This is a genomic window from Achromobacter sp. RTa (assembly GCF_000757485.1).
Taxonomy (GTDB): domain Bacteria; phylum Pseudomonadota; class Gammaproteobacteria; order Burkholderiales; family Burkholderiaceae_B; genus Achromobacter.
In genome coordinates this window covers 409,348-433,160 of the sequence record NZ_JPYO01000027.1, presented here as the reverse complement: position 1 = coordinate 433,160, position 23,813 = coordinate 409,348, and the positions used below count along the sequence as shown (strand labels likewise).

At 67.7% G+C, this 23,813-nt stretch carries 20 protein-coding genes; 5 read left to right on the top strand and 15 right to left on the bottom strand.

The genetic code is table 11. The features are described 5' to 3' along the window. Positions 1-103 precede the first annotated feature (103 nt). Positions 104-1,381, top strand: a complete 1,278-nt coding sequence (locus JL37_RS10085) for an O-antigen ligase (protein ID WP_043543878.1) — start codon at positions 104-106, stop codon at positions 1,379-1,381. Here JL37_RS10085 and kdpE read toward each other — a convergent pair. From kdpE to kdpF, 6 genes are read right to left on the bottom strand one after another with little or no spacing between them, the layout of a single operon-like run. Next, a complete protein-coding gene (gene kdpE / locus JL37_RS10080; RefSeq protein WP_043543704.1) occupies positions 1,363-2,055 on the bottom strand; it encodes a two-component system response regulator KdpE in 693 nt (230 codons plus the stop codon). The genes JL37_RS10085 and kdpE overlap by 19 nt on opposite strands. 12 nt (positions 2,056-2,067) lie before the next feature. Continuing rightward, positions 2,068-4,854, bottom strand: a complete 2,787-nt coding sequence (locus tag JL37_RS10075) for a sensor histidine kinase KdpD (protein WP_043543703.1) — start codon at positions 4,852-4,854, stop codon at positions 2,068-2,070. A 25-nt stretch (positions 4,855-4,879) separates the two neighbouring features. Then, positions 4,880-5,488, bottom strand: coding sequence for a potassium-transporting ATPase subunit KdpC (gene kdpC, locus JL37_RS10070; RefSeq protein WP_043543702.1), 609 nt, complete (start codon positions 5,486-5,488; stop codon positions 4,880-4,882). A 24-nt stretch (positions 5,489-5,512) separates the two neighbouring features. Then, a complete protein-coding gene (kdpB, locus tag JL37_RS10065; protein ID WP_043543877.1) occupies positions 5,513-7,672 on the bottom strand; it encodes a potassium-transporting ATPase subunit KdpB in 2,160 nt (719 codons plus the stop codon). A gap of 17 nt (positions 7,673-7,689) precedes the next feature. Next, complete coding sequence (kdpA, locus tag JL37_RS10060; RefSeq protein ID WP_043543701.1) at positions 7,690-9,483, bottom strand: potassium-transporting ATPase subunit KdpA; 1,794 nt, start codon at positions 9,481-9,483, stop codon at positions 7,690-7,692. Next, positions 9,483-9,572: a K(+)-transporting ATPase subunit F gene (gene kdpF / locus JL37_RS10055; RefSeq protein WP_043543700.1), complete on the bottom strand. Its 90-nt coding sequence runs from the start codon at positions 9,570-9,572 to the stop codon at positions 9,483-9,485. Before kdpF ends, kdpA begins: the two co-directional genes overlap by 1 nt. Positions 9,573-10,285: 713 nt before the next feature. Between kdpF and JL37_RS10050 the strand changes: the two genes are divergently transcribed. Together JL37_RS10050 and JL37_RS10045 are read left to right on the top strand one after the other, a co-directional pair. Next, positions 10,286-10,564, top strand: a complete 279-nt coding sequence (locus JL37_RS10050) for a DUF4212 domain-containing protein (RefSeq protein WP_043543699.1) — start codon at positions 10,286-10,288, stop codon at positions 10,562-10,564. Continuing rightward, the gene (locus JL37_RS10045) at positions 10,564-12,672 is read left to right on the top strand and encodes a sodium:solute symporter family protein (RefSeq protein ID WP_052097045.1); all 2,109 of its coding nucleotides are present in this window, start codon (positions 10,564-10,566) and stop codon (positions 12,670-12,672) included. The genes JL37_RS10050 and JL37_RS10045 overlap by 1 nt, the downstream gene beginning before the upstream one ends. A gap of 78 nt (positions 12,673-12,750) precedes the next feature. Here the strand turns inward: JL37_RS10045 and JL37_RS10040 are convergent, their stop codons facing one another. From JL37_RS10040 to trxB, 3 genes are read right to left on the bottom strand one after another with little or no spacing between them, the layout of a single operon-like run. Then, positions 12,751-13,080, bottom strand: a complete 330-nt coding sequence (locus tag JL37_RS10040; protein ID WP_008158844.1) for a multidrug efflux SMR transporter — start codon at positions 13,078-13,080, stop codon at positions 12,751-12,753. Beyond that, entirely contained in the window at positions 13,077-13,745 is a 669-nt protein-coding gene (locus JL37_RS10035) for a Smr/MutS family protein (protein WP_043543698.1), read from the bottom strand. Before JL37_RS10035 ends, JL37_RS10040 begins: the two co-directional genes overlap by 4 nt. After that, on the bottom strand, positions 13,732-14,691 hold the full coding sequence (gene trxB, locus JL37_RS10030) for a thioredoxin-disulfide reductase (protein WP_043543697.1): 960 nt from the start codon (positions 14,689-14,691) through the stop codon (positions 13,732-13,734). The genes JL37_RS10035 and trxB overlap by 14 nt, the downstream gene beginning before the upstream one ends. Before the next feature lie 42 nt (positions 14,692-14,733). Here trxB and JL37_RS10025 point away from each other — a divergent pair, with 42 nt between their 5' ends. Continuing rightward, positions 14,734-17,112 (top strand): DNA translocase FtsK, encoded by a 2,379-nt coding sequence (locus JL37_RS10025; RefSeq protein WP_156124262.1) that lies wholly within the window; start codon positions 14,734-14,736, stop codon positions 17,110-17,112. Further along, entirely contained in the window at positions 17,112-17,735 is a 624-nt protein-coding gene (gene lolA, locus JL37_RS10020) for an outer membrane lipoprotein chaperone LolA (RefSeq protein ID WP_043543695.1), read from the top strand. Before JL37_RS10025 ends, lolA begins: the two co-directional genes overlap by 1 nt. A 260-nt stretch (positions 17,736-17,995) precedes the next feature. Here the strand turns inward: lolA and JL37_RS10015 are convergent, their stop codons facing one another. The 6 genes from JL37_RS10015 to JL37_RS09990 all read right to left on the bottom strand — a co-directional run bounded on the left by JL37_RS10015 (position 17,996) and on the right by JL37_RS09990 (position 23,731). Beyond that, the gene (locus JL37_RS10015) at positions 17,996-18,433 is read right to left on the bottom strand and encodes a RidA family protein (protein WP_043543693.1); all 438 of its coding nucleotides are present in this window, start codon (positions 18,431-18,433) and stop codon (positions 17,996-17,998) included. A gap of 65 nt (positions 18,434-18,498) precedes the next feature. Continuing rightward, positions 18,499-19,953, bottom strand: coding sequence for an amidohydrolase family protein (locus JL37_RS10010; RefSeq protein WP_043543692.1), 1,455 nt, complete (start codon positions 19,951-19,953; stop codon positions 18,499-18,501). 14 nt (positions 19,954-19,967) lie between these two features. Beyond that, on the bottom strand, positions 19,968-20,840 hold the full coding sequence (locus tag JL37_RS10005; RefSeq protein ID WP_043543691.1) for a MurR/RpiR family transcriptional regulator: 873 nt from the start codon (positions 20,838-20,840) through the stop codon (positions 19,968-19,970). Between the two features lie 13 nt (positions 20,841-20,853). After that, positions 20,854-21,855 (bottom strand): ABC transporter ATP-binding protein, encoded by a 1,002-nt coding sequence (locus JL37_RS10000; protein ID WP_043543690.1) that lies wholly within the window; start codon positions 21,853-21,855, stop codon positions 20,854-20,856. Further along, on the bottom strand, positions 21,852-22,859 hold the full coding sequence (locus tag JL37_RS09995; RefSeq protein WP_043543689.1) for an ABC transporter ATP-binding protein: 1,008 nt from the start codon (positions 22,857-22,859) through the stop codon (positions 21,852-21,854). Before JL37_RS09995 ends, JL37_RS10000 begins: the two co-directional genes overlap by 4 nt. Positions 22,860-22,861: 2 nt before the next feature. Beyond that, positions 22,862-23,731: an ABC transporter permease gene (locus JL37_RS09990; RefSeq protein ID WP_043543688.1), complete on the bottom strand. Its 870-nt coding sequence runs from the start codon at positions 23,729-23,731 to the stop codon at positions 22,862-22,864. Between the last annotated feature and the right edge of the window lie 82 nt (positions 23,732-23,813).

Here is a 23,813-nt window from a genome sequence, read left to right as displayed (position 1 = left end):
GCTTCCCGCCTGCAAGTCCCATAAACCCGCCCGCCGTCATGGCGGGCGGGTTTTGTCTAGCGGTTCGGCATAGGCATGCCGTTTTTTTTCCAGGTTGATCGTTGTGCCCCGACTGTACATTTCCCTGGCCACCTGGCTGGTGCTGCTGGTGCCGGCGCTGGCATTGACCAGCCCGGTGGGCGGGCCGGCCATTGTGTATCTCGCGGGCCTGATCGCACTGGCCGCGCTTGCCGCCAATGCGGTCCGGCGCTATGAGCCGATGGATTTCCGGGCCCTGTGGCCCATGGCCGTGGCCTTGCTGCTGCCGCTCGTTTGCTTGTTCGCCACGTCGGCGGTGCGCGGGGTGTGGAGCGACTCGGAACTTGAGAAGCTGCTCCGGTTCGCGCTGGCGCTGCCGGTGCTCTGGCTGTTGCTGAGGGCGCCGCGGCAGTGGCTCAGGCAGATCCAATGGAGCATCGTGGCCGGCGCGCTCGCCGGTTCGGCGATGCTCATCGCCATCATGATGACCGCGGACCGCAACGCCGTGGTCCAGGTGGGCGGGCGCTATAACGCCGTCGCCTTCGCGAACCTGACGCTGCTGTTCGGCATGATGTCGCTGCTGAGCATGGGTTGGGGCGCCAGCACGCGCTGGCCGCGCGCCGAGAACGCCCTCAAGCTGCTGGCCGGGGGGCTGAGCGTCTGGGCCACCTGGCTGTCCGAGACGCGCAGCAGCTGGATGCTGCTTCCCATCCTGGCGGTGGTCTTCCTGTTCGGACTGCATGGATGGAACCGGCGCCACAAGCTGTACTGCGCGCTGGCGCTGGCCGTGGTGCTGGCCGTCGCCGCGGCCGGCATCTGGAACTTCAGCAGCCGCATGCAGTACCTGAAGAGCGATCTTCAGGGTTTTGCGACGTCGACCGACCGCGATACCTCGTTCGGCATACGCCTGCAACTGTGGCATGCCTCTTTGCTGATGTTCGAAAAAAGCCCCATCGTCGGGGTGGGCCCTAGCAACTTCCGCGGCGAGCTCCTGCAGCTCGAGCAGCAGGGGATCGTGTCGCACGAGGTCGTCGAAGGCTATGGCGAACCCCATAATGACCTGCTCGCGGCCCTCTCGGGATACGGGCTGCTGGGCCTGATGGGCATCATGGCGCTGTACCTGGTGCCGGCGGGGGTGTTCCTGCGCCGGCTGGCCAGCGACGATCGCGTCATACGCGTCGGAGCGCAGATGGGCTTGCTGTTCTGCCTGGGCTACTGCGCCTACAGCCTGACGGAAATGATGTTCCGAAATATGCGCAGCGTTCCCACGTACTCGCTGATCGTCGTGGCGCTGATCGCGCTGACGGCGCCCAGGCCGGCGCAACAGGGCGCTCAGCGCCCGGTTCAGCCCGCGAAACGGTAGCCCACGCCGATCTCCGTCAGCAGATGTACCGGCTGCGCGGGGTCGGCTTCCAGCTTCTGGCGCAGGTGGCCCATGTAGATGCGTAGATAGTGCACGCTTTCCACGTGCGATGGCCCCCATACCGCGCGCAGCAGCTCGCGATGCGTCATCACCTTGCCGCGGTGCGCGAGCAGGGCCGCCAGCAGCCGGTATTCCATGGCGGTCAGGTGCACATGCTGACCGCCGCGTTCGACGACGCGGCGCGCGAAGTCGACTCGGACGTCGCCGAAGGCGATCTCCGATGCATTGCCCGCGCCGCCCCGCGCGTGGCGCCGCAGCAGGACGCGCAGCCGGGCCAGCAGTTCGCTGACTCCGAAGGGTTTGGTCAGGTAGTCGTCCGCGCCGGCATCCAGCGCGGCGACCTTGTCCGCCTCCGCGCTGCGCGCGGACAGCACCAGCACGGGCACTTCGGTCCAGCCGCGCAATTCGCGGATCAAGGTCATTCCGTCTTCATCGGGCAGGCCCAGATCCAGCACCACCGCGTCCGGCTGCCGCGTGCCGGCCTCGACCAGGCCGCGCTTGACGGTGTCGGCCTCATGGACCGCGCAGCCTTCGTTTTCCAGGGCGTGGCGGACGAAGCGCCGGATATTGGCATCGTCTTCAATGATCAGGACGGTGGGCTGGTAATCGAACATGCGGCGAGCCGGTCAGGGGAGATCGGATTGAATGGAGGGCGGCGTGCCCAGCGGCAGCGTGAAGACGAACTGCGCGCCCGATTGCTGGCCGGGCGCCTGTTCGACCCAGATCCGTCCGTGGTGCGCGGCGACGATCGCCTCGCATACCGCCAGCCCCAGGCCGACGCCGGGGGTGGCGGATTCGCGGTCTCCGCGCGTGAATTTCTCGAAGATGCGGCGCTCCGCGCCGGGCGCCACGCCCGGGCCGTTGTCGGCCACGGCCACGCGCAGCTCGCCGTCCTGCACGGCCGCGCGCAAGCGCAGGATGCTGCCGGCGGGCGTGTACTTGGCCGCATTTTCCAGAAGATTGCACAGCACGCGCTCGATCAGCACGCCGTCGCATTCCACCAGGGGCAGATCGGACAGGGAGTCTACCGCGACGCGGTGCGCCGCCAGCGGCTCCCGCAGCTCGGCGAGCGCGGCGCCCACCAGTTCCTCGATGGACTGCCATTCCAGGCGTAGCGGCGCGTCGCGGCTCTGCAGCCGCGCCATGTCGAGCAGGTTGACGACGACCGCATGCATGCGCCGGGCCTGGTCGCGCATGGCGCGCAGGGTGCCGTGGACGTCCGGCGGCAGGGCCGCCTGCTGGCGCATCAGCGTATCCGTCATGCCGACCAGGCTGGTCAGCGGGGTGCGCAGGTCGTGCGAGACGGCCGAGAGCAGCGAGTTGCGCAGTTTTTCCGATTCCATGCTGACCAGGGCCTGTTGCGCGACCTCCACGTAATGCAGGCGCTCCAGCGCAATGGCGATCAGCGTGGCGTAGGCCTCGGTCTGGCGGCGCGAGTCGGGATTCGAGAACAGGCCGCGGCGGGCGGCGGCCAGTGCCAGCACGCCGCGGGTGCGCATGGGCGCCTTCAGCGGCAGGTACAGCAGATCGCTATTGGAGAGCGTGGCCGTGCCGGCGCCCGCCGGCTGGCCGTGATCGTAGACCCATTGCGCCAGGGCCGATTCCAGCGGCGGCATGTCGGCGTCGGGAGGGGAGGCCAGCTTCAGGCGGTCGTCCATGCCCAGAATGTACAGGGCGCAGCGCGAGCCGAAGGTGGCGTGCACGAATGCGCCGGCCAGGGCGACGATCTGCTCCGGCTGCAGCGCCGACGATAGTTCGCGCGCGAATTCATAAAGGCTGCGCGCATCGGCCTCCCGCTTGACCGAGGCCTGGGCCTGCAGGCGCAGCCCGGCGGTGAGCTGCCCGATCAGCAGCCCCACGGCCAGCAGCACGCCAAACGTGAGCAGGTATTGCACGTCCGACACGGCGAAGGACGCCAGGGGCTGCACGAAGAAGAAATCGAAGAGGCCGACGCTGACGACCGAGGCCAGCGCCGCCGGCCCCCGGCCATGGCGCAGCGCCACGGCCACCACCGCCAGCAGGAACAGCATGACGATGTTGGTCTGGTGCAGGGCGGGGAAGGCCAGGGCCGAAAGCGCGGCGGCCACGGCGCAGTAGCACAGCGCCCAGGCGTAGCCCGCCAGAGGCCGGGAGCCGCGCTCGTCGGCAGCCTGGCGCGCGCGCCGTCCCAGCGAGAGCGGGTCGCGGCCGGGAGCGGGGCTGGCCGGAAGCGGCGGCGCGCCCAGCCGGATGACGTCGATTTCCGGGCAACCCGCGGCCAGCATGTCCGCGAAGCTGTGGCGCCGCCACAGCCAGCCCGGCGCGATGGCTGCCGTGAGCGCGGCGGACAGCGACAGCCGCAGGCGTTCCAGGCCGCTGGCGCGCGTGCGGCCGAGTATGGCCTTGGTGATGTTGTGGCGGCGCACGTAGCGCACCACCGCGTCGACCATATCGCCGCCCGCCAGGGTTTCGCTGCGGGCGCCCAGCGCATCCGCCAGGGCCAGGCTGCGCTGCATGCGTTCCTGCTCGGCCTGTGGAAGCGGAGCCGCGCGCGGCGTGTCGATGGTGACCACGTGCAGATCGCATTCCAATTGCTGGCTGAGCCGGTGGGCGCTGCGGATGACGTACTCGGCGTCGACGTCCGGGCCGATGCAGGCGACCACCGCTTCGCGCGTGCGCCATACGGATTCGATGGCGCGGTCGCGGCGATAGGCCTGCACGTCGTCGTCCACGTGGTCGGCGGTGCGGCGCAGCGCCAGCTCGCGCAGGGCGATCAGATTGCCCTTGCGGAAGAAGTTGCGGGTGGCGTGGCGCGCCTGTTCGGGCAGGTAGACCTTGCCTTCCTTGAGGCGGCGCAGCAGTTCGTCGGCGGACAGGTCGACGAGGATGACTTCGTCGGCCGCATCGAAGACCTCGTCGGGCACGGTCTCCCAGACGCGCACGCCGGTGATGCTGCCCACCGCCTCGTTCAGGCTGTCGAGGTGCTGCACGTTCAGCGTGGTCCAGACGTCGATGCCGGCCGCGAGCAGTTCCTGGATGTCCTGCCAGCGTTTGGCGTGGCGGGAGCCCGGCGCGTTCGAATGCGCGAGTTCGTCCACGAGCACCAGCCCCGGCCGCCTGGACAGCGCGCCGTCCAGGTCGAATTCCTTCAGGAGATGGCCCCGATAGGCGACTTCCGTGAGCGGCAGCGCGGGCAGGCCTTCCAGCAGGCTGGCGGTTTCGCGCCTGCCGTGGGTCTCGACGATGCCCGCCAGCACGTCCCTGCCCTGGGCGGCCTGCGCGCGCGCCGCCACCAGCATGGCGTATGTCTTGCCGACGCCGGCGGACGACCCGAAGTAGACGCGAAGCTTGCCGCGCACCGCCTGCCGCGCGGCGTCGTCCAGGGTTTTCAAGAGCGCGTCGGGATCGGGACGCTCGCCAGCGGTGTCGGCCATGTGCGCAATACTATACGCCGCGGTCTCAGCGTTCCGCGCTCAATTTGTCCAGCGCCAGATTCAGCGTCAGGACATTGACCGCGGGCTCTCCAAGCACGCCGAGCCAGGGCGCATCGGTATGCGCCTTTATCAGGGCGTCGACCTGGCCGGGCGCCAGGTGGCGGACGCGCGCCACGCGCGCCGCCTGATACGCCGCGGCCGCCGGACTGATGTGGGGATCCAGGCCGCTGCCGGATGCGGTGACCAGCTCCGCGGGTACGGGCAGGGGATTGCCGGGGTCCGCCGCCTTCAGGGCGGCGATGCGGGCCTGGATGGCTTCGGCCAGCGCCGGGTTGCGCGGCCCCAGGTTGGATCCGCCGGACCCGGCGGCGTTGTACGGCATGGGCGCGGTGGCGGATGGGCGGCCCCAGAAGTATCCGGGGGAGCTGAATGATTGGCCGATCAGTTCGGAGCCGACGATGCGGTCGTTCTGCCGGATGAGCGATCCGGCCGCCTCGCGGGGAAAGACGGCTGCGGCGATGCCGGAGGTCAGGAAGGGGTAGGCGAGGCCGGTCACCAGCGACAGGGCGGCGAAGACCGCGATTGCCGGGCGCAGGATGCCGCCATGGCGCGGCGTGGAAGCGGGGGAGTTCATAAGGGTTCCTTTTTTGCCGGCGGGCTAGATCCAGCCCAGCGCGGACAGCGTCATGTCGACCAGCTTGATGCCGGCGAAGGGCACCAGCAGACCGCCCAGGCCGTAGATGAGCAGATTGCGGCGCAACAGCACCGACGCGCCCAGCGGGCGGTAGCGCACGCCCTTGAGCGCCAGCGGTATCAGCACCACGATGATCAGCGCGTTGAAAATAACGGCCGACAGGATGGCCGAGGCGGGGGTGGCCAGGCCCATGACGTTCAGCGCGTTCAGCTGGGGATAGACCGTGGCGAAGGCGGCCGGGATGATGGCGAAATACTTGGCCACGTCATTGGCCACGCTGAAGGTCGTGAGCGCTCCGCGGGTCATCAGCATCTGCTTGCCGATCTCGACGATTTCGATGAGCTTGGTGGGGTTGGAGTCCAGGTCCACCATATTGCCCGCCTCCTTGGCGGCCTGGGTGCCCGAGTTCATCGCCACCGCCACGTCGGCCTGGGCCAGGGCGGGCGCGTCGTTGGTGCCGTCGCCCGTCATCGCGACGAGGCGGCCTTCCGACTGGTAGGCGCGGATGAGCTTGAGCTTGGCTTCGGGCGTGGCTTCCGCAAGGAAGTCGTCCACGCCCGCTTCGGCGGCGATGGAGGCGGCCGTGAGCTTGTTGTCGCCCGTGATCATCACGGTCTTGATGCCCATGCGGCGCAGTTCGGCGAAGCGCGACTGGATGCCGGGCTTGACGATGTCCTTGAGTTCGACGACGCCCAGGGCCCGGCCGCCGTCGCTGACCATCAGCGGCGTGCTGCCGCGGCGCGCAACGTCTTCGGCCAGCTGCAGCGCTTGGACCGGCACTGTGGAATCCCGCGCGCCCAGCCAGGATTGGACGGCGTCGACCGCGCCCTTGCGGATCATCCGGCCATCCAGGTCCACGCCGCTCATGCGGGACTGCGCCGTGAAGGGCACGAATTCCGCGCCGGGCGTGGAGGCTGCCGGCGCATGGAGCGTCTTGTCGGCCAGCGCCACGATGCTGCGGCCCTCGGGGGTTTCGTCGGCCAGCGACGCAAGGCGAGCGGCCTGCGCCAGCTCGCGCGGGGATACGCCCGGAGCGGGCAGGAAGGCCGACGCCTGGCGATTGCCGAAAGTAATGGTGCCGGTCTTGTCCAGCAGCAGCACGTCCACGTCTCCCGCGGCTTCGACGGCGCGACCCGAGGTGGCGATGACGTTGGCGCCCATCATGCGGCTCATGCCCGCTACGCCGATGGCGGACAGCAGGCCGCCGATGGTGGTGGGGATCAGGCAGACGAGCAGGGCCACCAGCACGGTCACCGTGACCGCGGCGCCACCGCCGGCGGCGTTGACCGCGTAGATCGAGAACGGCATCAGGGTCACGACCACCAGCAGGAACACCACGGTCAGGCCCACCAGCAGGATGGTGAGGGCCAGCTCGTTGGGCGTCTTCTGGCGCTTGGCGCCTTCGACCATGGCGATCATGCGGTCCAGAAAGCTCTCGCCCGGATCCGCCGCGATGCGCACGAAGATCCAGTCCGACAGCACGCGCGTGCCGCCGGTCACCGACGAGAAGTCGCCGCCGGATTCGCGGATCACGGGAGCCGATTCGCCGGTGATGGCGCTTTCGTCCACCGACGCCACGCCGGCGATGACCTGGCCGTCGCCGGGGATGGTCTCGCCCGCTTCGACCAGCACCACGTCGCCGCGGCGCAGCAGGCCCGAGGGCTGGCTGACCGACTGCCCGCGCCAGGCGCCGGGCTGTGCCGTGCTGGCGTCGGCGTCGCGAAAGCCCTTGAGCAGACGGGCGTCGATGGTGGTGCGCAGGCCGCGCAAGGTTGCCGCCTGCTGCTTGCCACGGCCTTCGGCCAGCGCCTCGGCGAAGTTCGCGAACAGCACGGTGAACCACAGCCACACGGCGATCGCCAGGATGAAGCCGGCGGGCGCCTCGGCCTGGCCGCGCAGGGCCATGACCCAGAGCACCGTGGTCAGGATGCTGCCCACGTAGACCACGAACATCACGGGGTTCTTCAACTGCGCGGCGGGCGACAGCTTGCGCAGGCTGTCCAGCACCGCGGGGCCGGCCAGGGCGCGCGACCACATGCCGAACTTACGTTCGTGGGTAGCGGCCGAAGGCGCGCGGGCGGCGCCGCCTCCGGCGCCGGTAGTAGAGGTTTCAATCTTGGCCATTTTCATTCCCAGCCTTTCTATTGCAGGTGTTCCGCGACAGGGCCGAGGGCCAGCGCGGGCACGTATGTCAGGGCGCCCACCAGCAGCACCGCGCCGATCAGCAGCGCCACGAACAGCGGGCCGGTGGTGGGCATGCTGCCGGGACCGGCGGGATGCCGGCGCTTGGCGGCCAGCGAACCGGCCATCGCCAGGATGGCGACGATGATGGCGAAGCGGCCGAACCACATGGCGATGCCCAGCAGCACGTTGTAGAAGGGCGTGTTGGCGGACAAGCCGGCGAAGGCGCTGCCGTTGTTGTTGGCGGCGGACGTCAGGGCGTAGAGGATTTCCGAAAAGCCATGGATGCCCGGATTCAGCACGCCCGCCTGGCCCGCCGGCGCCGATACGGCCAGGGCCGTGCCGCCCAGCACCAGCAAGGGCGTCGCCAGGATGACGATGGACACCATCTTCATGTCGTAGGCTTCGATCTTCTTGCCCAGGTATTCCGGGGTGCGGCCTATCATCAGCCCGGCGATGAAGACGCCCAGGATGGCGAAGGCCAGCATGCCGTACAGGCCGGAGCCCACGCCGCCGAAGACGACTTCGCCCAGCTGCATCAACAGCATCGGCGGCAGGCCGCCCATCGGATTCAGGGAGTCGTGCATGCCGTTCACCGCGCCGCAGGAGGCCGCCGTGGTGACGGTGGCGAACAGCGAGGTGGCGGCGATGCCGAAGCGGGTTTCCTTGCCTTCCATGTTGCCGCCGGGCGAGAACGCGCTGGCCGCGCTGTCGGCGCCCTCTGCTGCGGCCATGGGGTTGGCCTGTTGCTCGAAGTAGGCGGTGGACAGCGCGAACCCGGCGAACAGCAGGGTCATCGCGGCCAGGATGGCGACACCCTGGCGCCGGCTGCCGACCATTTCGCCGAAGGCGAAGCACAGCGCGGCCGGGATCGCCAGGATGGCAAGCATCTCCAGGAAGTTCGACAGCGGCGTGGGGTTCTCGAAGGGGTGGGCGGAGTTGGCGTTGAAGAAGCCGCCGCCATTGGTCCCCAGCAGCTTGATCGATTCCTGCGAGGCGACCGGGCCCATGGCCAGGGTCTGGGTCTTGCCGACGACGGGGTCCGTCACGGCCTGGCCCTGGGCATCCAGCACGGGCTGGCCTTGGGCGTCCATGCGGGGCTGCTGGTAGTGCACCGCCTCGACGGTCCGGACTTCCTGATAGGGGCTGAAATTCTGGATCACGCCCTGGCTGACCAGCGCCAGCGCCAGCAGCAGCGATAGCGGTAGCAACACGTACAGCGTGCAGCGCACCATGTCGGCCCAGAAATTGCCTACCGTGGCCGAGCAATGCCGCGACAGGCCGCGGATCAGCGCGAAAAGCACGGCGATGCCGGTTGCCGCCGAGACGAAGTTCTGCACCGTAAGCGCCAGCATCTGCGTCAGGTAGCTCATCGTCGACTCGCCGCCATAGCCCTGCCAGTTGGTGTTGGTGACGAAGCTGATGGCGGTGTTGAGGGCCGAGTCGGGGGATACCGCGCCCAGGCCGGCGGGGTTCAGGGGCAGCACGCCCTGGAGGCGCTGCAGGCCGTAGACCGCCGCGATTCCCACGACGTTGAACGCCAGCACGGCCAGGGCATACCGCTTCCAGCCCATCTCGGCCTGCGGGTCGATGCCCGCCAGCCGGTAGATGCCGCGTTCCAGGGGGCGGCCCCAGGCGGTCAGCCGGGATTGGCCGTTTTCCATGGCAATGCGGATGTAGCGACCGAGCAGGGGCGCAATGGCGAGCAGGACGGCCAGGTACGCGGCCAGCAGGCCGATGAATTCGGCGGTCATCAGAATTTCTCCGGTTTGAACAGGGCGACCAGCAGGTAAGCGAATAGCAGGGCGGCCGTCAGGCCGCTCAGCCAATAGAGCCAGCTCATGATTGGTCTCCTGCAGACAGGGTTGCGCAGAACCGGAGCAGGGCCAGAGTCAATCCGGCCATGGCGGCGAAAATGGCGATATAAATGGCATCCACGTTTTTTCTCCCGGGAGCGCGTGCTCCCCTTGAACGGCGGCCCGCTCGCCGGCAGGCGCAGCGGCCGATCGGGACACCGGCAGGTTACGGAGCAGGGGGTAAAAACGGGGTATAGGTTTGGGAGGGGGGGATAAAGAAAACGTAAAAACCGCTTGCCGTGGTGTGTGCACGGATCCGGGCATCGTCAGGCCGGGCCGTGCACGGCTGTGGATAAGCTGCTGGGCCAGAGGCGGGAAGGTGGAAAACCCTGGCGTGAATCAGACGTAAAGCTTGGAAAAATCCCAATATTTAGAACTTTCGGCCCAAAATGCACTTATATGGTGCATCGAATATGTAAATGAATGCTCCGTCTTAGGGCATTCCCCTAGTGTGACAAGCCCGCATCTGGTGCAGAATCTCATCCCATGCAGGTGAGGAGACAAAGCCCTGCATGGGCAAATACCGGCGGCACCGGTACATAAAAAAAGTAAAGCAGTACCCAGAAAAAAAGCAAAACGCACAGCGGCTGGCACCTGGTAGTGCCAGCCGTTGTCGCATAAAAAGCCGGCATTGCTTCGCAGGGGGCTTTTCAAGCGCCGCGTTTCGCGATATTTAGGTAGGGCCCCGCTCATCCTAGCTATGCCGGAATCGCGTCTTACACCTCCCAAATCCGCACCGTCCCCTTATTGGCGCCGCAATCTGTGGCTGATCGTGCTGCTGCTCGCCGTCTGGGCGGCCCTGACCTTCGTTCCTTCGTATTTCGCCCGCGGCCTGAGCTTCGATTTCATCGGCTGGCCGTTCGCGTTCTGGATGGCCGCCTACGGCGCGCCGCTGGCCTATCTCATCATCATCGCCATCTACGCCCGGGTCATGAATCGCGCCGATGAGCGCGCGGAAACGCCCGGGGAGAGCCGCTGATGCCGTTTTTCAGCGGAGACACGCCCCAGCAGTTCCGAGTCCGATTGCGGCGGATCTACGTGCTGTACACGGCGGGGTTCGCGCTGATGATCCTGATGATGGCGTTGGCCGAGATCCTGGGCATGCCGCGCAACTGGATCGGTTACGTGTTCCTGCTGGTCACGGTCAGCCTGTACGCCGGAATCGGCATCGTCTGCCGCACCTCGGACCAAGTGGAGTACTACGTGGCCGGCCGCCGCGTGCCCGCCATCTACAACGGCATGGCCACGGCCGCCGACTGGATGTCGGTGGCCTCCTTTATCGGCGTGGCCGGCACGCTGTACCTGACGGGCTACGGCGGGCTTGCCTACATCATGGGCTGGACGGGCGGCTACGTGCTGGTGGCGATGTTGCTGGCGCCCTACCTGCGTCGCTTCGGCCAGTACACCATCCCCGATTTCATGGGCGCGCGCTATGGCGGCAACATGCCGCGCCTGGCGGGCGTGGCGTGCGCCATCCTCTGTTCCTTCACCTACCTGGTGGCGCAGATCTACGGTGTGGGCATCATCACCACGCGCATGACCGGGATTTCGTTCGAGCTGGGCATCTTCGTGGCGCTTGGCGGGATGCTGGTCTGTTCGTTCCTGGGCGGCATGCGCGCCGTTACCTGGACCCAGGTGGGCCAATACATCATCCTGGTCATCGCCTATCTGGTGCCCGTGGTCTGGCTGTCGGTCAAGCATACGCACATGCCGGTGCCGCAGCTCTCGGCCGGCGCCGTGCTCCAGCAGGTGACCGAGAAAGAGGTGTACCTGCAGAACGATCCATCCGAAATCGAGGTGCGCCGGCTGTGGCAGCAGCATGCCGACGAAATGGCGCGCAGGGTGCAGGCGCTGCCCGAATCCTGGACGCTGGAAAAAGACAAGCTGCGCAGCCGGCTGGCGCAGTTGAACGCCACCGACGCGCCCATGGTCGAGATCCGTTCGGCCGAGCGCGAACTGGCCAGCTATCCCGCCGGCGTCGAAGAGGCGCGCATCGTCTGGTCGCAGGCCAGGGCCTCGTTCGAGGCGCGCGCCGCGCCGCCCACGCCGCATGCGGAGCCATTCCCCGCGAAGGATCCCGAGGAACAGCGCAATATGCGCGTCAACTTCCTGGCGCTGGTGCTCTGCCTGATGCTGGGCACGGCGGGCATGCCGCACATCCTCATGCGCTCATACACCACGCCCTCGGTCATCGAGGCGCGCCGCTCGGTGTGCTGGTCGCTGCTGTTCATCCTGCTGCTGTATTTCATGGCGCCCGCGCTGGCCTTGCTGGTGAAGTACGAGGTCTACACGCAGGTGGTCGGATCCAGCTTTCTCAGCCTGCCCAATTGGGTGCATGCCTGGAGCGCGGTCGACACCAACCTGCTGGACGTCACGGACCTCAACCGGGACGGCATCGTGCAGCTGAGCGAGATCAGCATGGGCGCCGATGTGGTGGTGCTGGCCATGCCGGAGATCGGCGGGCTGCCGTATGTTATTTCGGGCCTGGTGGCGGCGGGTGGGCTGGCCGCTGCGCTGTCCACGGCCGACGGCCTGTTGCTGACCCTGTCGAATTCCCTGTCGCACGACATGTGGTACCGCATGGTGTCGCCGCGCATGTCGGCGGCGCGCCGCGTGATGGTGTCCAAGATCCTGCTGCTGGTGGTGGCGTTCGGCGCGGCCTGGGTGGCGGCGCGCAAGCCCGCGGACATTCTCTTCATGGTGTCGGCCGCGTTCTCGTTCGCCGCCTCTTCCTTTTTCCCGGCCCTGGTCATGGGCGTATTCTGGCGGCGAGCCAATAAATGGGGCGCGACTTTCGGCATGGCGGCGGGGCTGGCGGTCACTTTCGCCTATATGACGCATACGCACCCCTGGCTGCGCGAATGGGTGCTGGGCGTGTCCCGCGCCCAGCCGGTGGACCTGTGGTGGGGCATCCAGCCGATTGCCGCGGGCGTGTTCGGGGCGCCGGTGGCCTTCCTGACCATCATCGTCGTATCCCTGCTGACGCCGCCGCCGGACCGGGCGACGCTGGCCCTGGTGGATTACCTGCGCAATCCCGGATCGTCCCGGGGGGACGCCTATGGGGCGGAGCAGGCGTCGGCGCGCTGATCGGGCGGGTTAGCGCAGGCGGCCGAGGCTGGCGTCGCGCGGCGCATCAGCCGAGCGCGATGGCAGCCGAGGACGCTGTCAATGCGAGACCGATTTGGAAAACACGTTCATCACCACCACGCCGGCGATGATGAGGCCGATGCCGATCAGCGCCGGGGTGTCCAGGTGCTGCTTGAACAGCACCGCGCCCACGATGGAGATCAGCACGATGCCGACGCCGGACCAGATCGCGTATGCGATGCCCACGGGGATCTCGCGCAGCGTCAGCGACAGGAAATAGAACGAGATCAGGTAGCCGAACACCGTGACGATGGACGGCATCAGGCGGGTGAAGCCCTCGGATCCCTTGAGCGCGCTGGTTGCGAAGATCTCTGCGATGATCGCCACGCCCAGATAAAGCCATTTCATTTGCGGGGCCCTTCCGATTGGCGCAGAAGCACCAGCAGGGCGCCCGCGCCGCCTTCGCGCTCAGGCGCTTCGGAAAACGCCAGCACCTCGTTCTTCTGCACGAGCCAGGTGCGCGCCTTGTCCTTCAGCACCGGTTCCAGTCCCTGCGAGCCGTAGCCCTTGCCGTGCACGATGCGCACGCAGCGGATGCCGTGCTCGAGGCATTCATCCAGGAACGACAGCAACGCGTGGCGGGCCTGCTCAACGCGCAACCCGTGCAGGTCCAGTTCGGCGCCGGCGCGCCATTGGCCGCGGCGCAGATTGCGCGCGGTGTCCGGGGCGGCGTCGCTGCGCACGAAGGCGGTGCCGCCTTCGGACAGCAGGTGCGTGATTTCCCCGCCGTCGGAGACTCCGGCATCGGCGCGGGAAGGGGTTTCGCCCAGCGCGTTAGCGCGGCGCAACGCCGGCGAGGGCAGCGGCGCCGGTTTGTGCTCCACGCGGGCGGACTGCTTGAGCGGCGTGACCGATTGCATGCTGCGCTTGAACGCCGCCATCGCGTCCACGGGGGCGGCCTCGGCCTTGCGGGCCGCCGCCACCCGGGACGCCAGCGCGGTGCGCTCGCGCTCTTCCTGGAGGTCTTTCTTCAGGCGTTTCAGGTCGGCCAGGCCGACCTTACTGCCCCGCATTCTCCAGCCACCGTTGTGCGTCCAGCGCGGCCATGCAGCCCGTGCCGGCGCTGGTGATGGCCTGGCGGTAGACGTGGTCCTGGACGTCGCCGGCGGCGAACACGCCCGGGACGGAGGTCATCGTGGCCATGCCGGACAGGCCGCTCTTGGTGACGATGTAGCCGTCCTTCATTTCGAGCTGGCCCTGGAAGATCTCGGTATTGGGCTGGTGGCCGATGGCGATGAACGCGCCGGTGGCCGCCATGTCCTCGGTGGCGCCGGTGTCCACGTGGCGTACGCGCACGCCGGTAACGCCGCTGTCGTCGCCCAGCACCTCTTCCAGCGTATGGAACAGCTTCAGTTCCATGTTGCCGTTCTCGACCTTGCTCATCAGCTTGTCGACCAGGATGGGTTCCGCGCGGAACTTGTCGCGGCGGTGGATCAGGGTGACCTTGCGGCAGATGTTGGACAGGTACAGCGCCTCTTCGACGGCGGTGTTGCCGCCGCCCACCACGACCACGTCCTGGTTGCGGTAGAAGAAGCCGTCGCAGGTGGCGCAGCCCGACACGCCGCGGCCCATGAAGGATTGTTCGGAGGGCAGGCCAAGGTACTTGGCCGAGGCGCCGGTGGCGATGATCAGGGCGTCGCAGGTGTAGACCTTGCCGGTGTCGCCCGTCAGCGTGAACGGGCGCTTGGACAGGTCCACCTTGGCGATGTGGTCGAACAGCATTTCGGTGTTGAAGCGCTCGGCATGCTTCTGGAAGCGCTGCATCAGGTCCGGGCCCTGCACGCCATCCGCGTCCGCGGGCCAATTGTCGACGTCCGTGGTGGTCATGAGCTGGCCGCCTTGGGCCAAACCTGTAACAAGAACGGGGCTCAGATTGGCGCGTGCCGCATAGACGGCCGCCGTGTAACCGGCGGGGCCGGAACCGAGTATCAAAACTTTAGCGTGCGTAGGCGTGGACATGGGCGGGTATCTTTAGGTTAACGCCCAATTATAATGAGCCGCATGCCGCGTATCTCGACTGCTTCTCCGCGCGCCTCGCGCAACACCCGAAACGGGCCTTCGCCCCTGCAGACGCGTCTTTCCGCGTTGCTGCGCGAAGCCCGCTGGATCCTCTTCGCCGCGCTGGCGGCGTGGCTTACCCTGGTGCTCGCCACCTGGAGCCCGTCCGACCCAGGCTGGTCGCACTCCGTCCCCGCCGGGGCCATCCACAACCGTGGCGGCACCCTGGGCGCCTATCTGGCGGACATTTTTCTCTATCTGTTCGGCTTTTCCGCCTGGTGGTGGGTCGTCCTGCTGCTGCACCGCGTGCGCGCGGGGTACCGCCGCCTCGCCAGCCATCTGCGTGTTACCAATGGTAAACAACCAGAGGCGCTTCCCCGCGTCCACTGGGAAGAGGGCATCGGCTTCTTCCTTCTGCTGGTCGGCTCGCTGGGCATGGAAGCCCTGCGCCTGGCCAGCCGCGGCACGCACCTGCCGGGGGCCTCGGAAAGCGCCAGCGGCGCGGGCGGCGTCATCGGCCAGACCCTGGCCGACCTGATTGGCCGCAGCATCGGCTTCACCGGCAGCACGCTGGCATTTCTCGTCATGCTGGCGATCGGCCTGAGCCTGTTCTTCTCGTTCTCGTGGCTGTCCGTGGCCGAACGGGTCGGTTCGTGGCTGGAAGGCCTGGTGCGCCGCATCCGCAATTCCTACGCCGCCCGCGAAGACCGCAAGGTCGGCGAGGTGGCCAAGGCCGTGCGCACCGAGCAGGTCGTGGCCAAGCAGGAAAAGCTGGTCCACGAGCAGCCGGTGCGGATCGAGCCCGCCATTACCGTGGTTCCCAAGTCCGAACGCGTCGAAAAGGAAAAGCAGCAATCGCTGTTCTTCGCGCCGTCGGGCGGCGCCGAAGGCGACCTGCCGGCGATCAGCCTGCTGGATCCGCCGCAGGCCAATCAGGAAACGGTATCGGCCGAGACCATCGAATTCACCTCGCGCCTGATCGAAAAGAAGCTGGCCGACTTCGGCGTGTCCGTCACGGTGGTGGCGGCGCAGGCCGGGCCGGTCATCACGCGCTACGAAATCGAGCCGGCCACTGGCGTCAAGGGCAGCCAGATCGTAAACCTGGCCAAGGACCTGGCCCGGGCGCTCAGCCTGGTCAGCATTCGCGTGGTGGAAACCATTCCCGGCAAGAACCTGATGGGCCTGGAATTACCGAACCCGCGCCGCCAGATGGTGCGCCTGTCGGAAATCCTGGGCTCGCAGACGTATCACGCCAGCCATTCCGTCGTGACGATGGCGCTGGGCAAGGACATCGCCGGCAACCCGGTGGTGGCCGACCTGGCCAAGATGCCCCACCTCCTGGTGGCGGGCACGACCGGCTCGGGCAAGTCGGTCGGGATCAACGCCATGATCCTGTCGCTGCTGTACAAGGCGGATGCTTCCCATACCCGCCTGATCCTTATCGACCCGAAGATGCTGGAAATGAGCGTCTACGAGGGCATTCCGCACCTGCTCGCGCCCGTCGTCACCGACATGCGCCAGGCGTCCAACGCGCTGAACTGGTGCGTGGGCGAAATGGAGAAGCGCTACCGCCTGATGAGCAAGATGGGCGTGCGCAACCTGGCCGGCTACAACACCAAGATCCGCGACGCGATCAAGCGCGAAGAGCCGATCCCCAATCCGTTCTCGCTGACGCCCGACGAGCCCGAGCCCCTGGCGCCGCTGCCCACCATCGTGGTGGTCATCGACGAACTGGCCGACCTGATGATGGTCGTGGGCAAGAAGATCGAAGAACTGATCGCCCGCCTGGCGCAGAAGGCGCGCGCCGCCGGCATCCACCTGATCCTGGCCACCCAGCGCCCCAGCGTGGACGTCATCACTGGCTTGATCAAGGCCAACATCCCGACGCGCATCGCGTTCCAGGTATCGTCCAAGATCGACTCGCGCACCATTCTTGACCAGATGGGCGCGGAAACCCTGCTGGGCCAGGGCGACATGCTCTACATGCCGCCGGGCACCGGCCTGCCGGTGCGCGTGCACGGCGCCTTCGTGAACGACGACGAAGTGCACCGCGTGGTGGAAAGCCTGAAGTCGCAGGGCGAACCCAACTACATCGAGGGCCTGCTGGAAGGCGGCCTGGACGGCGACGGCGAAGGCGCCAGCAGCGTCACCGGCATCGGCGGCGACGCCGAGTCCGATCCGATGTACGACCAGGCCTGCGAAGTGGTGCTCAAGCACCGCCGCGCGTCCATTTCGCTGGTGCAGCGCCACCTGCGGATTGGTTACAACCGTGCGGCGCGGTTACTGGAGCAGATGGAGCAATCGGGTATTGTGTCGGCGATGCAGTCCAATGGCAACCGCGAGATCCTCGTTCCCGCGGCGGCCGCCCGAGAGGAAGCCTGATGAAGACGTTTCGCCGACTGGCCGCGGTTGCGGCCTTGGCCCTGGCGCCCGCCGTGGCGCTGGCCGCCAGCGCGCAGGAGCAATTGCGCGCCTTCGTGGCAACGGTCACGGCCGCCACCGGTTCGTTCTCGCAGTACACCGTGAACAACCAGGGCCGCACGCAGCCGGCCCAGACCGGCGTGTTTTCGTTCCAGCGCCCCGGCAAGTTCAAGTGGGCGGTGCAAAAGCCCTACGAGCAGCTGGTCATTTCCGACGGCCGCAAGGTATTCCAGTTCGATCCGGACCTGGCCCAGGTGACGGAGCGCAAGGTGGACGCCGCCATCGGTACTTCGCCCGCTGCGATCCTGTTCGGCTCGGGTTCGCTCGAACAGTCGTTCGACGTGTCGGCCCTGCCGTCCAAGGACGGCATCGAATGGCTGCGCGCCAAGCCGCGCACCGCCGACGCGGGTTTCTCGCGGGTGGACATCGGCATGAAAGACAACCTGCCCGTGCGCGTGGAGCTGCTGGATTCCTTCGGCCAGACGACCCGCGTCGACCTGTCCGGCATCTCCGCCAACCCGCAGCTTCCCGCCAAGGAATTCGAGTTCGTCGCGCCCAAGGGCGTGGACGTGGTGAAGATGTAGGGTTCCGTTGGGGTCAGACACGTCTTCTGGTCACGTTAGTGGGCGCGGCGTGGGGGCACCGCCCCACCGCCGGGCCGTCCCAAGGTGGGGCAGCTAGCCCACGTTAGTGGGCGCGGCGTGGGGGCGCCGCCCCACCGCCGGGCCGTCCCAAGGTGGGGCAGCCCCCCGGGGGCAGCTAGCCCACGTTAGTGGGCGCGGCGTGGGGGCGCCGCCCCACCGCCGGGCCGTCCCAAGGTGGGGCAGCCCCCCCCGGGGGGCAGCTAGCCCACGTTAGTGGGCGCGGCGTGGGGGCACCTGTACGCGATACAGTCGACTTCGACCTTGGCGTCCACCACCAGCGATGACTGCACGCAGGCGCGGGCGGGGGGATTCTCCCCGAAGTATTCCCTGAACACCTTGTTGAACGACGCGAAGTCGCGCGCGTCGTCCAGCCACACGCCGCAGCGCACGACGTGTTCGGGTCCGTAGCCCGCTTCCTTCAGAATGGCCAGCACCTGCTGGATGGCCTTGTGGCTTTGCGCGACGATGCCGCCTTCGATGACTTCTCCGTTTTCCATCGGCACCTGGCCGGATACGTGCAGCCAGCCGTCGGCGGCTACCGCCCGGGCGAAGGGCATGTGCGAGCCGCCCTGGCCCGTGCCGCCGGCGACGCCGTAGCGGGTGATGCCGTTGCTGTCGGCGGTGGGAGCATTGCTCATGGTTCTCTCCTTGAAATGATGGCCTGTGTCGCGGCGGACGGGCGCGTCGGGCGTTCGCGTGGCGTTTACTCGAAGTTCTTTCTCAGGTCGCCGTTGCGGGGCAGCCAGCGGCCGGCGCGGTCGCCGGTGGGCTGGCCGTGGCGATAAGACAGTGCGCCATTGACCCATACCGCCTCGATGCCCGCGGCCGTCTGCACCGGGGCGGCGAAGGTGGCGCGGTCGATGACCGTGGCAGGGTTGAACAGCACCAGGTCCGCGTGATAGCCCTCGCGGACCAGGCCGCGCTCGGCCAGGCCGAAGCGCGCCGCGGACAGGCCCGTCATCTTGTGGACAGCCTCGGCCAGCGGGAACAGGCCCACCTCGCGGCTGTAGTGGCCCAGCACGCGGGGGAAGGCGCCCCAGAGGCGCGGATGCGGCATCGGATCGTTGGGCAGTCCGTCGGATCCCACCATGGTGAGACGGTGCGACAGCACGCGGCGCACGTCTTCTTCGTCCATGTTGTGGTACACCGCTCCGGCCGGCTGCAGGCGCGCGGCCGCCTCCATCAGGCTCACGCCCCAGTCTGCGGCGATGGCGGCCAGCTTGCGGCGGGCCTGCTCGGGATGCGGCACGGACCAGGTAATGTCGATGTCGAACTCGTCCGTGACTTGCTTCAGGTCCAGCGTGGACGAACTGGCGGAGTAGGGGTAGCAGTCGCAGCCCACGTGCTGCAGCCGGCCCGCGGTTTCCAGCGTGGACAGCACTTCCCGGGTGCGGCCCCAGTTGCCCGCGCCCGCGCATTTCAGGTGCGACACCACGACCGGCACGCGGGCATGCCGCGCGATGTCGAAGGCCTCCTGCATGGCGTCCAGGATGGCGGCGAACTCCGAGCGCAGGTGCGTGGTGTAGAGCGCGCCGAATTCATCCAGCGCTTCCGCCAGCAGCTTGACCTCGTCCGTGTCCGCCTCGAAAGCGGAGGCGTAGGCCAGGCCGGTGCTCAGGCCGATGGCGCCATGGGCCAGCGCGTCGCGCAATTGGGCGCGCATCGCCAGCACCTCGTCGCGCGTGGCGGGCCGGTCCAGCCGGTCCATGTGGTTGCTGCGCAGCGCGGTGTGGCCCACCAGCGCCGCCACGTTGACGGCGGGGCGCGCGGCCTCGATGGCCTGCGTGTAGTCCGCGAACGTGGGGTAGCTGAAGTCTTCCCGCTTGCCCAGCAGGTTCATCGGATCAGGCGGTTCGCCGCGCAGGGTCACGGGCGATGCGCTGATGCCGCAATTGCCCACCACCACGGTGGTCACGCCCTGGGACAGCTTGGGCAGCATGCCCGGCGTGCGGATTACGTTCGTGTCGTCGTGGGTGTGCACATCGATGAAGCCGGGGGCCAGCGCCAGATCGGTGCCGTCGATGATCTGGCGCGCGGGCGCGCCAGGCAGTTCGCCGATCGCGGCGATGCGGCCGCCGGCCAGCGCGACGCTGGCGTGGTATGCGGCGCCGCCGGCTCCGTCCAGGACCAGCACGTTGCCTATGAGGGTGTCGTACATCTTTTGTTCCAGATTCAATCGCCCAGCGGCAGGCGATTCGGGCCGCCGCGGTGCTCGTCCAGCGCCAGCTTGATGCGGCGCAGGCGCTCGCGGTTCTCTTCCTGGTTCAGCATGGCCAGTTCGGTGGACAGCAGGTCGATCGCAAGCATCATCGCGTAGCGGGAGGCCGAGGGTTTGTAGATGAAATCCGTTTCGTCCGTCCGGATCGGGAGCACCACGTCGGCGAGCCTGGCCAGTTCGGAGGTCGTGTCCGTGATGGCGACGAGGCGCGCGCGGTACTGCTTCACGATGCGCGCGGCGCCCACGATCTCGGGCGTCAGGCCCGATGCCGACAGCACCAGCACGGCGTCGCGTTCGTCCAGCGTGGCCGCGACCATGCGCAGCAGCACGGCGTCGCTGTAGACGGCGATGGGGTAGCCCAGCCGCACCAGGCGTGACTGGACCTCCTGAGCCAGCACGGCGGAGGCCCCGCCCATGCCGAACACATAGATCATGCGGGCCCCGTCCAGGGCGGCGGCGGCCGTTTCGAACAGCTGTTCCGTGAAAATGGGCAGGTGGGCGCGCAGCGTGCTTTCGATGTCGCCGTAGATGCGGGCGTAGAAAGTGCTTTCCTCGGCGGGGGCGCTCGGATCCAGGAAACGGCTGCCCACCGTGCTGGCCTGCGCCAGCTTCATTTTCAGGTCGCGCGTATCGTCGCAGCCGACGGTGCGGGCGAAGCGCGAGATGGTGGCGATGCTGACGCCCGCCTTGGCGGCGAGCTGGTCGACGGTGGCGCTGGCGCTCCAGATGATGTCGTCGAGGATGGCGTCGGCAACCTTGCGTTCGGTTACGCTCAATGCGTCCCGCCGACTGCGTATCTGGAAGACGATGTCGCGGATGATGTTCATGGGGATTCCTGGGTCACTGGGCCAGTTCGGGGTCGTCGAGGCGGGAACAGGCCGCGTAATGGCCCGGGCCGACGCCGACGGCCTGTGCGTCGATTGTCCCGCAGGCCTCGATCGCGTGCGGGCAGCGGGTGCGGAATACACAGCCGGAAGGCGGATTGACCGGGCTGGGGATGTCGCCCTTCAGCAGAATACGCGAACGCGGGGCGCGCGGATCCGGCACGGGCGCGGCGGACAGCAGCGCGCGGGTGTAGGGGTGCCTGGGGCGGGCGTAGACCTCGCGGGTCGGCCCGCGCTCCATGACGCGGCCCAGGTACATCACCACGACTTCGTCGCACAGGTAGTCCACCACGGCCAGGTCATGGGCCACGAATAGCATGGTCAGGCCCAGATCGCGCTGCAGGTCCTGCAAAAGGTTCAGCACCTGCGCCTGCACCGACACGTCCAGGGCGGAAACCGGCTCGTCGGCCACGATGAAGTCCGGCTCTACCGCCAGCGCGCGGGCGATGCCGATGCGCTGGCGCTGGCCGCCGGAGAACTCGTGCGGATAGCGCCGGGCATGGTCGGCGTTCAGGCCCACGCGTTCCAGCAGTTCCCCGATGCGGGCTGCGCGGCGGTGCTGCGCCAGTTTGTGGGTGTCCAGCGCCTCGCCCAGGATCTCGGCCACGGTCATGCGCGGGTTGAGGCTGGCGTAAGGGTCCTGGAACACGATCTGCATGCGGCGGCGCCACGGCAGCATCTGTTTTTCGGACAGTGTGGAGATGTCGTGTCCGTCGAACACGATGCGGCCGGCGGTCGGGGCGAACAGGCGCAGCAGCGCGCGGCCGGTGGTGGTCTTGCCCGAGCCGGATTCGCCGACCAGGCCGACGATGGTGTTGCGCGGCACGTCGAAGCTGACGCCGTCCACCGCCCGCACCACCGGCGCGTTGCGCGCCGACGAAGTGGGGAAGTGGACCTTCAGGTCCTGGATCCGCACCAGCGGCTCTTCGGCGCGGATGGGGGCTGGTCTACTCGTCATATCGGATTCACCTTGATGCAGCGCGCGTGGTGGTCGGCTCGCACCGGCACGAGTTCGGGCACGGCGGCGAGGCAATCGCTGGCGGCGAGCGGGCAACGCGGCGCGAAGGTGCAGCCGGGCGGCAGCGACAGCACGCTGGGCACGTTTCCGGGGATGGCGCGCAGACGCTCGCCCGAAGCGAGCAGCGCGGCGGTGGGGATGCAGGACAGCAGGCCGCGCGTGTAGGGATGCGTGGGCTTCTCGAACAGTTCATAGACGCCCGCGTCCTCGACCACGCGTCCCGCGTACATCACCGCCACGCGATGCGCGATCTCGGCCACCACGCCCAGGTTGTGGGTGATGAACAGGATGCTCATGTTCATCTCGGCCTGCAGCCGGCGCAGCAGGTCCAGGATCTGCGCCTGCACGGTGACGTCCAGCGCGGTGGTGGGCTCGTCGGCGATCAGCACGGCGGGATTGCAGGCCAGGGCCAGCGCGATCATCACGCGCTGCCGCATGCCGCCCGACATCTGGTGCGGGTATTCGTTGACACGGCGGTCGGCGGCCGGGATTTCCACCCGTTCCAGCATTTCGCGGGCTCGCTTGATCGCCGCCGCGTAGGATCCGCCTTCATGCTGCAGCACGGCCTCGGCGATCTGGTCGCCTACCGTGTACAGCGGATTCAGGCTGGTCATGGGCTCCTGGAAGATCATGGCGATCTCGGCCCCGCGGATGCGGCGCAGCGTGGCCGGCGAAGCCTGCGCCAGATCGTGCTGCATGCCCTGGCGGTCGCGGAACAGGATCCTGCCGCCTTCGATGCGGCCCGCGGGCTTGGGCAGCAGGCCCATGATGGACAGGCTGGTAACGGACTTGCCGGAACCCGACTCCCCCACGATGGCCAGCGTTTCGCCGCGCGCCAGGTCGAACGTTACGCCATCCACGGATTTGGCGATGCCGTCGCGGCTGTGGAACCAGGTCTTCAGCCCTTCCACTGAAAGCACGATGTCTCGGGTGCTTGCGGTCATGATTACAGTTCCTTGCGCAGGCGTGGATCGAGGACGTCGCGCAGCCCGTCGCCCACCAGTTGCAGCGACAGTACGGACAGCACGATGGCGATGCCGGGGAAGATCATGATCCAGTCGGCCGATCCCATGTATTGCTGGCCTGCGTTGATCATGGTTCCCCAGGTGGGGATGTCGGGCGACACGCCCACGCCGAGGAACGACAGCCCGGCCTCGGCGAGGATTGCGTAGGCGAAGATGAACGTGCCTTGCACCAGGATGGGCGACACGAGGTTGCGCAGCACGTGCACCGTGACGATGCGCCAGGTGGGCACGCCCAGCGCGCGGGCCGCTTCGACGAAGGGCAGTTCGCGGATCACCAGCGTCGAGGCGCGCACGATGCGGGCCAGGCGCGGCGTGTAGACGATGCCCAGCGCGATCACCACGTTGATCAGCGACGGCCCCAGCGCCGCCACCAGTGAGATCGCCAGCAGGATGTCGGGGAAAGCCATCATGGCGTCGATCAGCCGCGATACGAACTTGTCCGCGGTGCGGAAGAAGCCGGCGATCAGGCCCAAGGCGATGCCCAGGATGCTGGACACGATCACGACGGAGAAGCCCACCATCAGCGACAGGCGGCCGCCATGGATGACGCGGCTGAATACGTCGCGGCCGAAGTCGTCGGTGCCGAACCAGTGCGCGGCGCCAGGCGCCTTCAGCCGGTTCATGATGGACAGCTTGAACGGATCGTAGGGGCTGATCCAGGGCGCCAGCAGCGCGGCCAGGACCAGCACGACGATCACGATCAGGCTGATCAGCACGGTCTTGCGCGACACCAGCAGGCGCAGCACCTGCCAGCGGTCGGTTCCGGAATTCACAGTAGTCCCGGTTGTCATTTCAATTGCTCCACTTGCGGTGCATCGAATCGGGGCCGCGCGGAGCCGGCTTTGCCGGGCCGCAGGCGGCGCCCCCTTGAGG

What these genes read in the sequence shown, in the direction of transcription:
- kdpE (WP_043543704.1), bottom strand. Translation starts at nt 2,055, where the DNA reads ATGTTCGATTACCAGCCCACCGTCCTGATCATTGAAGACGATGCCAAT.
- JL37_RS10075 (WP_043543703.1), bottom strand. Translation starts at nt 4,854, where the DNA reads ATGGCCGACACCGCTGGCGAGCGTCCCGATCCCGACGCGCTCTTGAAA.
- kdpC (WP_043543702.1), bottom strand. Translation starts at nt 5,488, where the DNA reads ATGAACTCCCCCGCTTCCACGCCGCGCCATGGCGGCATCCTGCGCCCG.
- kdpB (WP_043543877.1), bottom strand. Translation starts at nt 7,672, where the DNA reads ATGGCCAAGATTGAAACCTCTACTACCGGCGCCGGAGGCGGCGCCGCC.
- kdpA (WP_043543701.1), bottom strand. Translation starts at nt 9,483, where the DNA reads ATGACCGCCGAATTCATCGGCCTGCTGGCCGCGTACCTGGCCGTCCTG.
- kdpF (WP_043543700.1), bottom strand. Translation starts at nt 9,572, where the DNA reads ATGAGCTGGCTCTATTGGCTGAGCGGCCTGACGGCCGCCCTGCTATTC.
- JL37_RS10050 (WP_043543699.1), top strand. Translation starts at nt 10,286, where the DNA reads ATGCCGGAATCGCGTCTTACACCTCCCAAATCCGCACCGTCCCCTTAT.
- JL37_RS10045 (WP_052097045.1), top strand. Translation starts at nt 10,564, where the DNA reads ATGCCGTTTTTCAGCGGAGACACGCCCCAGCAGTTCCGAGTCCGATTG.
- JL37_RS10040 (WP_008158844.1), bottom strand. Translation starts at nt 13,080, where the DNA reads ATGAAATGGCTTTATCTGGGCGTGGCGATCATCGCAGAGATCTTCGCA.
- JL37_RS10035 (WP_043543698.1), bottom strand. Translation starts at nt 13,745, where the DNA reads ATGCGGGGCAGTAAGGTCGGCCTGGCCGACCTGAAACGCCTGAAGAAA.
- trxB (WP_043543697.1), bottom strand. Translation starts at nt 14,691, where the DNA reads ATGTCCACGCCTACGCACGCTAAAGTTTTGATACTCGGTTCCGGCCCC.
- JL37_RS10025 (WP_156124262.1), top strand. Translation starts at nt 14,734, where the DNA reads ATGCCGCGTATCTCGACTGCTTCTCCGCGCGCCTCGCGCAACACCCGA.
- lolA (WP_043543695.1), top strand. Translation starts at nt 17,112, where the DNA reads ATGAAGACGTTTCGCCGACTGGCCGCGGTTGCGGCCTTGGCCCTGGCG.
- JL37_RS10015 (WP_043543693.1), bottom strand. Translation starts at nt 18,433, where the DNA reads ATGAGCAATGCTCCCACCGCCGACAGCAACGGCATCACCCGCTACGGC.
- JL37_RS10010 (WP_043543692.1), bottom strand. Translation starts at nt 19,953, where the DNA reads ATGTACGACACCCTCATAGGCAACGTGCTGGTCCTGGACGGAGCCGGC.
- JL37_RS10005 (WP_043543691.1), bottom strand. Translation starts at nt 20,840, where the DNA reads ATGAACATCATCCGCGACATCGTCTTCCAGATACGCAGTCGGCGGGAC.
- JL37_RS10000 (WP_043543690.1), bottom strand. Translation starts at nt 21,855, where the DNA reads ATGACGAGTAGACCAGCCCCCATCCGCGCCGAAGAGCCGCTGGTGCGG.
- JL37_RS09995 (WP_043543689.1), bottom strand. Translation starts at nt 22,859, where the DNA reads ATGACCGCAAGCACCCGAGACATCGTGCTTTCAGTGGAAGGGCTGAAG.
- JL37_RS09990 (WP_043543688.1), bottom strand. Translation starts at nt 23,731, where the DNA reads ATGACAACCGGGACTACTGTGAATTCCGGAACCGACCGCTGGCAGGTG.